Origin of the sequence: Propionispora sp. 2/2-37 (assembly GCF_001298735.1) — a bacterium.
GTDB lineage: Bacteria > Bacillota > Negativicutes > Propionisporales > Propionisporaceae > Propionispora.
Window position 1 is genome coordinate 21,779 of sequence record NZ_CYSP01000026.1, and the last position, 11,662, is coordinate 33,440.

General features: G+C 45.6%; 11 protein-coding genes. 2 read left to right on the top strand and 9 right to left on the bottom strand.

Translation table 11 applies throughout. From position 1 onward, the window contains the following. The first annotated feature begins 3 nt into the window (after positions 1–3). Entirely contained in the window at positions 4–330 is a 327-nt protein-coding gene (locus tag P22_RS19165) for a stage II sporulation protein P (RefSeq protein ID WP_235814732.1), read from the top strand. Position 331: 1 nt separating this feature from the next. Here the strand turns inward: P22_RS19165 and disA are convergent, their stop codons facing one another. The 9 genes from disA to P22_RS19210 all read right to left on the bottom strand — a co-directional run bounded on the left by disA (position 332) and on the right by P22_RS19210 (position 10,754). Beyond that, on the bottom strand, positions 332–1,417 hold the full coding sequence (gene disA, locus P22_RS19170; protein WP_054261840.1) for a DNA integrity scanning diadenylate cyclase DisA: 1,086 nt from the start codon (positions 1,415–1,417) through the stop codon (positions 332–334). A gap of 96 nt (positions 1,418–1,513) precedes the next feature. Next, positions 1,514–2,878, bottom strand: a complete 1,365-nt coding sequence (radA, locus tag P22_RS19175) for a DNA repair protein RadA (protein WP_054261851.1) — start codon at positions 2,876–2,878, stop codon at positions 1,514–1,516. Between the two features lie 137 nt (positions 2,879–3,015). Continuing rightward, positions 3,016–5,454 (bottom strand): ATP-dependent Clp protease ATP-binding subunit, encoded by a 2,439-nt coding sequence (locus P22_RS19180; protein ID WP_054261841.1) that lies wholly within the window; start codon positions 5,452–5,454, stop codon positions 3,016–3,018. Position 5,455: 1 nt separating this feature from the next. Then, positions 5,456–6,523, bottom strand: a complete 1,068-nt coding sequence (locus tag P22_RS19185) for a protein arginine kinase (RefSeq protein WP_054261842.1) — start codon at positions 6,521–6,523, stop codon at positions 5,456–5,458. 11 nt (positions 6,524–6,534) lie between these two features. Continuing rightward, entirely contained in the window at positions 6,535–7,071 is a 537-nt protein-coding gene (locus P22_RS19190; protein WP_054261843.1) for a UvrB/UvrC motif-containing protein, read from the bottom strand. Positions 7,072–7,085: 14 nt separating this feature from the next. Beyond that, positions 7,086–7,535, bottom strand: a complete 450-nt coding sequence (locus P22_RS19195; RefSeq protein ID WP_054261844.1) for a CtsR family transcriptional regulator — start codon at positions 7,533–7,535, stop codon at positions 7,086–7,088. A gap of 412 nt (positions 7,536–7,947) precedes the next feature. After that, a complete protein-coding gene (locus P22_RS19200) occupies positions 7,948–8,478 on the bottom strand; it encodes a hypothetical protein (protein WP_054261845.1) in 531 nt (176 codons plus the stop codon). Between the two features lie 136 nt (positions 8,479–8,614). Further along, positions 8,615–9,802, bottom strand: a complete 1,188-nt coding sequence (locus P22_RS19205; protein ID WP_054261846.1) for an FprA family A-type flavoprotein — start codon at positions 9,800–9,802, stop codon at positions 8,615–8,617. A 10-nt stretch (positions 9,803–9,812) separates the two neighbouring features. Next, the gene (locus P22_RS19210) at positions 9,813–10,754 is read right to left on the bottom strand and encodes a nitronate monooxygenase (RefSeq protein ID WP_054261847.1); all 942 of its coding nucleotides are present in this window, start codon (positions 10,752–10,754) and stop codon (positions 9,813–9,815) included. A 367-nt stretch (positions 10,755–11,121) separates the two neighbouring features. On the opposite strand from P22_RS19210, the gene speD reads away from it, so the two are divergent. Next, entirely contained in the window at positions 11,122–11,577 is a 456-nt protein-coding gene (gene speD, locus P22_RS19215; RefSeq protein WP_054261848.1) for an adenosylmethionine decarboxylase, read from the top strand. The last annotated feature ends 85 nt before the right edge of the window (positions 11,578–11,662 follow it).

Consider the following 11,662-nt stretch of genomic DNA (forward strand, 5'->3'; position numbering starts at 1 on the left):
ACTATGCTGATAAAGAAACGCCGTCTTATCATAATAACAGGTGTAATCATTATCTGCGGGTTCATTCTATTTAGTCTTTTGCACCTTGTACCGTTTCAGATACTGCCATTGCAAAACAAACCTGAACAGGTTCCGCAAAAAGTCTATGACTACTATCTTATCCTCGATGAGCAGGATGAACGTACTCTCATGTACGTGCCTCTGGTTGCCCACGTAGGCGACGAAGTCCTGACCGAGGATAACAAACTCTATCAAATTGTCAGGATAGAAGAAAATCGGGCTTATGCCCGGTTTATCCGGAGCATCGATTTAGAAAAAATCAAAGAATAATTTATATATAACGGTCAAACAATGCCTGCTGGCGTACCTGCTGGAGACCGTCTTTTATTGTTTTGGCACGGATTTCACCAATACCCTCTACTGCATCAAGTTCACTACTGCTGGCCTGATAAATACCGGACAAGTTCTTAAAACAGGCAATTACATTTTCAATGATCCCCAATGGTAAACGCGGAATTTTGCGCAATATACGGTACCCACGCGGCACAACCGGTATGTCCAGCGCCGAAGCCGGTGTCACCGCATAGCCTAGCATACGGCAAACGACATGGGGGACCAGTTCATCCTCCGGCAGCAACACGAGTTGATCCTGCATTTTTTTGATATCGGCAATCTGTTCACTACAATGATAATCTTGCAGCAGCAGCTGCAGTTCATCAACGTCTGACAGCAGCTCCTCCAGTTGCATGGTCACCAGTCGCCCCTCCTGTCCTAATTCCAGCGCATTCCGTTCGATTTCACGGGCAATCCGGCAGACTTTCTCTCCCCGAATGATCAATGCTGCAACCTCGGATAACGTAACCGCAGCATCAAACTCCAGCACATCCAGTCTTACAATGCTTTTTTGAAATACTCTTTTATATTTTTCTAACGTTTGCAATGCCTGGTTTGCCCGGTTCAAGATAATGGTGATATCTTTTAAGGTATATCGTAAATGCCCCAGATACAGAGTGATTACATTACGCCGCTGCGAAATGGCAATGACCATATTGCCGGTTTGCCGGGCAACCCGCTCCGCCGTCCGGTGGCGCGTACCGGTTTCAGTCGTTAGTATCGAAGCGTCGGGAATCAGTTGTGCATTGGCATACAAAATTCGTTTTGCATCCGGGGACAAGAGCAAGGCCCCATCCATTTTTGCCAATTCATAAAAGCCAGCCGGGGTAAATTCACAGTCTAAAGCAAAACCGCCATCGACTAATTCTTTCATGGTGAGTTGATCGCCAAATGCCACCAGGGCCCCCATCCTGGCCCGTAAAACATGTTCCAACCCTTCCCGTAAGGCCGTACCGGGCGACAGGCTTTTAATAGCTTTTATGAAACGTTCATCCCAGAGTTTTTCTTCACGGGTCTTTGTCATGCTCTTCTACACAACCCTTCCGTTACCTCATAGATGCCTCGCATCAGAAATAAAATCCACCACATAGGAAAGATGTTTTCAAGCATTGCTTCTTTATCAATGCAAAGCGGCGGTCAGCCCTTCCAGCACCGTTTCCACTTCGATAATTTCCATGCCCGTCTTAGGCAACCCCTTACGATTGTTTTTGGGAATAACAATACGTTTAAAACCCATCCGCTCTGTTTCCCTGATACGGGTTTCAATCTGGGTAATGGCGCGTACTTCTCCGGCCAAACCTACCTCTCCCAGCACGACCGTTCCCTCGGCCGTATTCCGATTATGAAAGCTGGAGGCCAAAGCGACGATGATCCCTAAATCGGCGGCTGGCTCATCAATTTTAATACTTCCGGCTACCTTCACATATACATCGGAAGTTCCCAGTGCCATTCCTACCCGTTTCTCTAAAACAGCCAACAAAAGCTGAATGCGTTTTATATCAATACAGTCAGCCGTACGGCGTGGAGGCATAAACGGCGAAGCACTGACCAAAGCCTGTATCTCCACCAATAGCGGACGGGTTCCTTCCACGGTCGGTACTACAATACTGCCGGGAACATCCAGCGGGCGCTCGGAAAGGAAAATTTTAGATGCATCAGGAACATCCACTAATCCCTCATTACGCATTTCAAATAAACCGACTTCATTCGTGCTGCCAAAACGGTTTTTTACCGCCCGCAGCACACGGTATTGCGCGTTGCGGTCACCCTCAAAATACAGTACTGTATCCACTATATGCTCCAGTGCCCGGGGACCTGCCAGTGTGCCGTCCTTAAGAACATGCCCTACTAAGAAAACCGCTATGGAATTCAGCTTTGCCAAACGTAAAAGCTGTACTGCACATTCCCGCACCTGACTGATACTGCCGGGTGCACTTTGGATGTCCGGCTTAAATATCGTCTGAATAGAATCGATCACAAGTAAACCCGGTTTAATAGCTAAAACCTGTTGCTCAATATATTCCAGATTGGTCTCGCTTAATACATAAAGATTTTCATGAATGGCCCCTAAACGATCCGCACGCAATTTGACCTGCCTGACACTTTCTTCACCGGTAACATATAAAGTTTTTCCGCCAAAAACAGCTGCGTTGGCGCACACCTTGATGGTAAGACTGGATTTACCGATACCAGGATCGCCGACAATAATGCTCAACGATCCTGGCAGCACGCCACCACCCAACACCCGGTCCAATTCCTGTGAACCGGTGTGAAAACGCGGCGCCTCTTTAACATCCACCTGAACAATGGGTACGGCACTTTGCCCGTCTGATAACCCCACTGACAGTCCTTTAGGAGCAGCATGTGCTGTCAGCGGTTCCTCCACCATAGTATTCCAGGCGCCACACCCCGGACACTTTCCTAACCATTTAGCCGATTCCGCACCGCACTCCTGACAGAAAAAAGCGGTCTTTCTTTTATTTATTTTAGGCACTTTGCTCGCTCCTTATTACAATCAATATAAAAGCACTTTGAAGAAATCCATTATTTCTCCAAAGTGCTTTTCGCTCTATTTTCCTGATATTCCTGCCGGATGATAATGATATCACCGTCAATATATCATTATTGTTTTGTGAAGGTCAGCTTTTTGTCCTCTTCACCTACCACAACAGTATCATTTTCACCAATTTCCTGTTTCAGCATCAATTCGGCAATTTCATCCTCCACCAATTTTTGAATGGAGCGACGCAATGGCCGGGCGCCATACGCAGGATCGCTGCCTTCCCTCAGCAGCTGAACTTTTGCCTGATCCGTTACTTCCAGCTTGATCCGATGCTCAGCCAGCCGTTTAGCAACATCCTGTAACATAATATCCACAATTTGCGTTAATTCTTCATTGCTGAGGCTGCTAAATACCAGAATTTCGTCAATACGATTCAAAAATTCCGGCCGGAACGCTCTTTTGGCTTCCTCTAATACCCTATTCTTAGCAATTTCCTCTTCATTTCCGGCTTTATCCGTTGTAACAAACCCTAAAGCAGCTGCATCTTTCTTGAGATGTTTGGCACCCAGGTTGGAAGTCATGATGATCACCGTATTTTTAAAGTCGACTTTTCTTCCCTGACTATCTGTCAAATGACCATCTTCCAGTACCTGCAGCAGCATATTAAATACATCGTAATGGGCCTTTTCTATTTCATCCAGCAGGATAACACTAAACGGTTTCCGCCGCACGGCATCGGTAAGCTGTCCGCCTTCTTCATAACCTATATAACCGGGCGGAGCACCCACCAGACGCGAAACGGTATGTTTCTCCATATACTCGGACATGTCCAGCCGGATCATGGCATTTTCATCGCCAAAAATAGCTTCGGCCAAAGCCCTGGCCAGTTCCGTTTTTCCTACACCGGTTGGTCCCAAAAAGATGAAGGAGCCAATTGGCCGCTTCGGATTTTTCAGTCCGGTTCTTGCCCGGCGAATAGCCCTTGCAACGGCCTGAATGGCGGCATGCTGTCCTACAACCCGCTTATGAAGCACCGCCTCCAGATTTAATAACCGTTCCGACTCTTCTTCCGCCAGTTTTTTCACCGGTATTCCGGTCCAGCTAGCCACAACCTGAGCAATATCCTCCGCCGTTACTACAATCCGTTCGTTGCCACGCTGTTTCCAGTCTTTTTGTTTTTCTTCCCATTTAACCCGGAGTTTCTTTTCTTCATCCCGCAATTGCGCCGCTTGTTCAAATTCCTGTGCCGCGATGGCAGCCTCTTTCTCCGCCTGCAGCTTTTCCAAAGCCTTTTCAATGCCCTTAACGTCGGGAGGTAGGGAGAAAGCCTGCAGTCTAACCCGTGAAGCCGCTTCATCCATCAAATCAATGGCTTTATCCGGCAAAAAACGGTCGGCGATATAGCGATGGGACAACTGAACGGCTGCCGTAATGGCCTCATCCGTAATTTGAGCCCGATGGAAAGCTTCATATTTATCACGTATTCCCAACAATATTTTAACCGCATCTTCAACGCTGGGTTCACCTACCTGGATAGGTTGAAAACGCCGCTCCAAAGCCGCATCTTTTTCAATATGCTTTTTATACTCATCCAGGGTCGTGGCGCCAATGGCCTGCAGTTCCCCTCTGGCCAGCGCCGGTTTTAAAATATTGGCGGCATCAATGGCTCCCTCCGCCGCGCCGGCACCAATCAAAGTATGCAACTCATCAATAAATAAGATAATATTTCCCTGGCTGCGAATTTCCTCCATCACTTTTTTCAGGCGGTCTTCAAATTCACCACGGTACTTGGAACCAGCCACCATGGACGCGATATTTAAAGATACCACCCGTTTATCGCGCAATATCTCCGGTACTTTACTTTCTGCAATTCTCTGGGCCAGACCTTCGGCAATCGCTGTTTTACCCACACCCGGTTCACCGATCAAAACCGGATTATTTTTTGTACGGCGGCTTAAAATCTGAATTACCCGCTCAATTTCCTGATCCCGCCCGATAACCGGATCAATTTTTCCCTCCTGTGCCAGCTTGTTTAGATCGCGGCCAAACTCGTTCAGTGAAGGAGTAGTGTTATTTGCTGCTGCAACCGGTCCTGTCCCGGATGCCTGCACTGTTTGTCCCGGCATTGCCATGCCGCCCAGCAATTCGAAAGTCCGCTGCCTTACCAAATTAATATCCACCTGCAGACTAGCCAGTACTTGTGCTGCAACCCCCTCTCCCTCACGAATCAGACCTAATAGAATATGTTCGGTGCCGACATAGTTATGCCCCATGCTTACCGCTTCATCAACAGCCAGTTCTAGCGCTTTTTTCACCCGCGGAGTATAGGCGATTTCCGTCGCCCCTCCACCGCGCCCAATGATAGACTCCACCTGCATGCGTACAGTTTCCAGGTTAATTTGCAATGACGCCAGCGCTTTTGCGGCAACTCCTTCACCCTCATGAAGCAAACCTAATAGCAGATGTTCGGTTCCTATATAGTTATGGCCGAGCCGGATAGCCTCCTGCTGTGCCAGGGCCAATACCCTCCGGGCTCTTTCGGTAAATCTGTCAAACATATCATTCCACCTCTTTCAAACGCTTGCGAATAATTTCCGCCCGGAAACGATTGCGTTGACCGGAACCCATCTCATTGCAAGCCGCTAATTTTTGTAAAAAGTTAGGCCTGGTTGTCACCAACAGCTCATTAAAGATTTGTCCGGGTACTTCGCCGATAACTCCCAGATCTATACCCAAACGGACTTCGCTAAGCATGGTCAGTGCCTCCTGCCCCGAAATACTGCGGGCATAACGTAAAACACCATAAGAACGCCAAATTCTGTCGGACAGAGCCTCTCTCGATTCTGCCAGCAACATGTTCCGGGCATTCCGTTCATGCTCAACCACTTGTTTAACCACACTGTTCAGATTTTCTATGATTTGTTGTTCGGTATAACCTAAGGTCAGTTGGTTTGATATCTGGAACACATTGCCGGCTGCTTCCGTACCTTCCCCATACAACCCACGTACTGCTAAACCAATTTGAGTCGCGGCACCCACCACCCGGTTAATTTGCCGGGTCAAAACTAAAACAGGTAAATGGAGCATAACTGAAGCACGCAGCCCGGTTCCCAAATTGGTGGGACAAGCTGTCAAATATCCCATTTGCTCAGTAAAGCCGAAATTATGCTTTGCCTCGAAACAATCATCAATTTGATCGGCAAGCGCCAGCGCTGAACTTAGATCCAGCCCCGGCATCATGCATTGAATCCGCAAATGATCCTCTTCATTTACCATAACACTGACCGTGGCATCTTCTTCCACAATTAAAGCACGGTGCTGCACTTCCTGTACATGCTGCGGGCTGATGATATGTTTTTCAACGAGCACATAACGATCCAGCAGCGACAAGTTCTCTAACTCAACAAATTCATAGTTACGCTGAGTTCCCTCGCTGAGGTCCGGAAGCGATTTACCCACTTGCTGCGCAACCATGGCCAGTTGTTTTTCGCTGGCACGGTTAGGGAAAGGAATTTCTTCTAGATTACGAGCCAGACGGATTCGGCTGGAAAGAACGATATCCGCTTCCTCACCCCCGCCCAGCATCCATGAATTCAGCGGATGGTTTAGTAAGTTTTCGATAGACATATCTTCACCCCCTATTGTCCATTGTTTGCCTGCATATCTGTCATCTTTTTCTCAACACTGCGGATTTCATCACGAATTTTTGCTGCCAATTCATATTCTTCCTGTACAATATGCTTTGCCAGTTCCTGTTTCAGGCGTTTTAACCGTTGTTTTACCTCCAGCTCTCCGCCGGACCGTTTTGGTATTTTACCGGTATGAGCACTCGAACCGTGAATCCGCCGCAGCAGCGGTTCCAAACGTTCACCAAAAGTCGTATAACAGGTACTGCAGCCAATTTTGCCGTTACGGCTAAATTCACTATAAGTCATTCCACAATTGCGGCAGGCTGCCTCCGTCACAGGTTGTGCACCGTCGCCAAAGCCATAATTGAACATGCCTTTTAAAAAATCCTGTACAGAAAACTTATTATCCATGGCGAAAGCGGCCAAACTCATTTCTCCCAGGCTTTTCGCACATTCATTGCAAAGATGCCGCTCTATTTTATCATTATTCACGATTTTGGTAATATGAACGCTTGCCGGCCTTTTTTTGCAATCATCACATAACATGGCCATCTCTCCCTTTACGAGAATTTACCCAGAGTCAAAAATATCATGCGCAGCATACCTACCCTGTCCTGCGACGCAAATACTTTATAAATCATAGTCACAAATTGCTGCAATAACACCATTTCCCGCTCAGTAATCAGGTCGCGCAGCTGCCAGAATTCCAATACAGCCATAACCTCTTCCAAGGTTGTGGTCTCATCAATTTTTTGGGCCACATCCTCATATACCGAATGTGGCTTCACTGCGATCCTGGCAATACGTACGAAACCACCCAAGCCTCTGCGGGATTCTACAATAAAACCTCTTTCGGTCGTAAAACGGGTACTCAGTACATAACTGATTTGCGACGGGGCACATTCAATCTCATCCGCAAGTTCGTTCCGTTTTAATATGACAATATCATTATTTTCATCAGACAATTTACGTAGAATGAATTGTTCAATAATATCAGCCAGATTGCTCACAGCCTTCCCCCCCTTATCAGTTTGACTATTTGACTTAATTATATTTGACCATTTGACTTTTATCAATTCCTTTTTAGCAGGTATATTGACTAAAATTACTATAATCTAATTGCATTTTCCATTTATCTCTCCTCAGATAAAAAAATCAGCCTATTTCTCCTTTTATCGTGTTCAATTAAAAAACAGAAAACGCGATCTGCCGGATTACGCGTTTGGCGTCCCGCGCTGCATCTACGACAATAATATAACCCCGGTCAATAAAACGCTGACGGAAATTGTATATATCTACAATATCTCGGGAGCAAAATCACCGTTAATATAGTCTAATTCGCTCTGATATTCAGGGGTGACCATTTGCAACCCGGTGCTGTGCTCCTTTGCGCAAAAAACCTTAGCTTTCACTTGCATCAAATTATTCTTCCTCGCTTTTTTTAGTTCTCCACCACTGATAAATAAGATATGCTATCGCTAAACTCATTAATGAATTATTAAGCCATTTAAATTCTTTGGCAAAATACTGCTGCTCCCAATATGATACCGGACTATGCACAGCTGCCATTGACAGGGGATATAAATAATAATTGGCATAAGCCGCATGGGTAAGTGCATCCAGCAGCAGATGAGTACCCCAGCCAATGACAAGAGCCTGAAACCCTTTAAAGACCGGAAAAAAGGTCATGAATAAAACGCAACCCCAAACAACGACAGAATGACCGACAAGATCCAGCTTAACTACCCAGGGGTACAAGGGTATGTAGGACATCATGACCACGGGGTTAATCCCCATAACATCTTGCCAGCCCAATTGTCCCTTACACAGCATAACAGCCACTAATCCCCCATAGACATAATCGGGCAGCATGGAACCAATAACAAAGTGCCAGACGCGGGGATGCTTTCTCATGATAAAATAAATCCAAAAACCGTGATGGAGTGTAAACATAAAGAACAGTCCCCTTTGACATTTGTTCTCCAGCAGACTCTGTCAACTAGTTTGCACGTATATCTGCAGCCTATGTATCCATTTACCAATCTTTATCTAAGCAAACGGGCGTGATATGCATCACGCCCGTTTATTACTATTTTCCTGCTGCTAGGACTTTTTGGGCAAAATCCAAACCAAAACTAAAACATGCGTCCAATTCTGTTTCATCCGGTACCCACTTTAAGGTAAATCCTGGTTCTTCCGCTTTTATGCCTGCTTTGCCTAATGCTTCCACCATAGCTTGCTCTGCTCCACCGCCCCAGCCAAAAGCACCAAAAGTAGCAGCGATCTTATTGATTGGTCTTAACCCCTGCAGATAAGTCATTACTCCCCCCATTGTTGCCATCATACCATTGTTATGTGTGGGAGAACCAAATAACAATCCACGTGCTTCCAATATTTCAACGGCTAATTCACTTAACGGCGTATTGGTTATTTTAAACAATTTTACCTGAACTCCCCCAGCAGCCACCCCATCCAGGATACGCCGCGCCATTTGCTCAGTGCTGCCCCACAAAGCATCATAAATAACTACCACCTTATCGCAAGTAACGCCTTGGCCCCACGCCGCATATTTTTCAATAATTTTATTAATATGACTGCGCCAGACAACACCATGGCTAGGGGCAATTTGTTTGACCGGAATTCCTTCCACTTTGCTTAATGCTCTGCCAACCAGTTTACTATAGGGCATTAAAATATTGGCATAATATTTTGCCGCCTCGTAAAGGATGTCGTGTATATCGTTTTGATCATCAAAGGGACTGCTCGTACAAATATGTTGTCCAAAGGCATCATTGGAAAAAAGGATCTGATGTCCGTCCAGATAACTGGCCATTGAATCCGGCCAATGTAGCATCGGAAGTGGTATAAAGTGAAGACTGTTCTTTCCTAGACTAAGGATATCGCCTTCCTTTACCACCTGAAAATCATATTCCCGCTGATAGTGCTTTATTGTCTCCGTCCGACCATTCGCCGTCAAAATAACTTTGGCATTCGGGGCATGTTCCATAATCGCCGGCAAAGCCCCGGAATGATCGGGTTCAACATGATTGACAACGACGTAGTCAATTTTTGCCGGATCAACGATTTGCCTTATGCGCTCCAGCAGCTCATTCGTAAACGGGGCTTTGACCGTATCGATCAAGCATATTTTTTCATCAACAATTAAGTAAGAATTATACGTAACCCCACGTGGTGTGTAATATCCATGAAAATCGCGCTGGTTCCAATCCACGGCGCCGACATAATATACTCCCTTAGCCAGTTCTATCGTATTCATCTCTTTCCCCCTAGATTTCTATAGTGGCCGCCCTCTTTAAAACTTGCTGTGCCTCTTCAACAATATCATCAATAATTGTCTGTACCGGTTCAATCTTTTTCAGTGGCAGCAAGCATTGTCCCGCCTGGACCATGCCATTTTCAATATCACCGTCAACTGCCGCTTTCCGGTTGCTGCCGGTAGCCAAGCGTTCCAGTTCCTCCTTCGGGGCACCGCTATATTCTAAAGCCAGAAATTTATCGGTAAACGGGTTTTTCACACCTCGAACGGCATGTCCCATGGTTATCCCCGTAACCACCGTATCCGTATCAACGGCTTGAATCAATTTTTGCTTAAAATTAGGATGAACAGCACATTCTGCTGCCAGCAAAAATCTTGTTCCCATCTGTACTCCGGAGGCCCCCATCAGCAAAGCCGCAGCTAACCCCCGGCCATCGGCGAAACCACCGGCAACGATCACTGGAATATCAACAAGTGGCAAAACCTGCGTCATTAGAGCCATCGTTGTTAAAACACCAATATGTCCTCCTGCTTCCATTCCCTCTACAACTAGTGCATCGGCACCCTTTTCCTGCACTCTTACTGCCAGTTTTGCATTCGGAACAACCGGTATGATTTTTACTCCGGCCTGTTTCAATTTATCAAAGTAAGGAACCGGATTACCGGCTCCCAAAGTAACAAAGGCCACAGCCTCTTCGCAGATCAGATCGACAATTTCTTCTTTATTAGGTGCCATAAGCTGAACATTAACACCAAAAGGTTTTTGTGTCAAAGATTTTGCCTGTCGAATCTGCTCTCTGACCCAAGCCGCATCTCTGCCACCGGTAGAGATAATACCAGCCCCACCGGCTTCCGAAACAGCTGTGGCTAAACGACTTTCCGAAACCCAAGCCATCCCCCCCTGAAGGATAGGATATTTGATATTTAATAAGGTTGTTAATTGGTTAGTCATCATAATTCTCCTTAAATAAAGTTTATTATTGAGAAAATTTTACTATAATTAGATGTACTGTGGCAAGGGAATTTAACCCATTTAAAAACTTGCTTGTACGTAAAAACAATTCAGGAAACACTAGTTTCAGTGCTATATTGTCATAATCAGGTGTAATCCGGAGAATTTTTTATTTCCTGGTAAAATTATCTTTACAACCAAGTCATTCCGAATTATAATCAAGAGTTGTAAATCATGATAAAAATCGGCGTAATACTACTAATCCTAGAAAATATCCATTTTTCGTTGGAAAAGTTCCTGATTTTAATCTTTTTCGCGGAAGGGTAGGCGCCTCAGGACAAAAATATAGTAAAGCGGGGCGATATGTATGAGAAAAGTACTTGGAAGACATCTAGCTGTCGATTTGTATGACTGTAGTTTTGAAAACCTGGATAATATGGATTTCATAAAAACCGCTATATATGCGGCTATCAGCGAATCCGCCATGACTCCTCTCGAATTCAGTTGCCATAAATTTGAACCACAGGGAATAGCTGCATTAATGCTTTTATCTGAAGGGCATATAAATCTCCACACTTATCCTGATTTAGGATATGCCGCCATAGACATCTTCTCTTGTGAGGACCAAGCCCGTCCCAACGTAATGATAAAAATTTTAAAGCACTATTTCAGACCTGGAAAAATCAAAACCACAACCATAAAACGCGGCGATTTCGGCTCAGAACGGGATATGCGCCCCAGAGTTAAAGTCAGTGTTGCCCCCTTACGCCGCGTTCGCGATACAGGTGCCCGGGTACTGAAATTCCTGTCACGTCCGAAATAAAAAAAAGTATGCCTGCTATTATTATAGGCATACTTTTTCTTTTATTACATTATCTTTGAAAAATTTTTCGTCGCGCCTAGCAGCC

Bases quoted from the DNA above. Each gene is read 5' to 3' on its own strand.
- P22_RS19180 (WP_054261841.1), bottom strand. From the start codon at position 5,454: ATGTTTGACAGATTTACCGAAAGAGCCCGGAGGGTATTGGCCCTGGCA.
- P22_RS19200 (WP_054261845.1), bottom strand. From the start codon at position 8,478: ATGTTTACACTCCATCACGGTTTTTGGATTTATTTTATCATGAGAAAG.
- P22_RS19190 (WP_054261843.1), bottom strand. From the start codon at position 7,071: ATGTTATGTGATGATTGCAAAAAAAGGCCGGCAAGCGTTCATATTACC.
- speD (WP_054261848.1), top strand. From the start codon at position 11,122: ATGAGAAAAGTACTTGGAAGACATCTAGCTGTCGATTTGTATGACTGT.
- disA (WP_054261840.1), bottom strand. From the start codon at position 1,417: ATGACAAAGACCCGTGAAGAAAAACTCTGGGATGAACGTTTCATAAAA.
- P22_RS19205 (WP_054261846.1), bottom strand. From the start codon at position 9,802: ATGAATACGATAGAACTGGCTAAGGGAGTATATTATGTCGGCGCCGTG.
- P22_RS19185 (WP_054261842.1), bottom strand. From the start codon at position 6,523: ATGTCTATCGAAAACTTACTAAACCATCCGCTGAATTCATGGATGCTG.
- P22_RS19165 (WP_235814732.1), top strand. From the start codon at position 4: ATGCTGATAAAGAAACGCCGTCTTATCATAATAACAGGTGTAATCATT.
- P22_RS19210 (WP_054261847.1), bottom strand. From the start codon at position 10,754: ATGACTAACCAATTAACAACCTTATTAAATATCAAATATCCTATCCTT.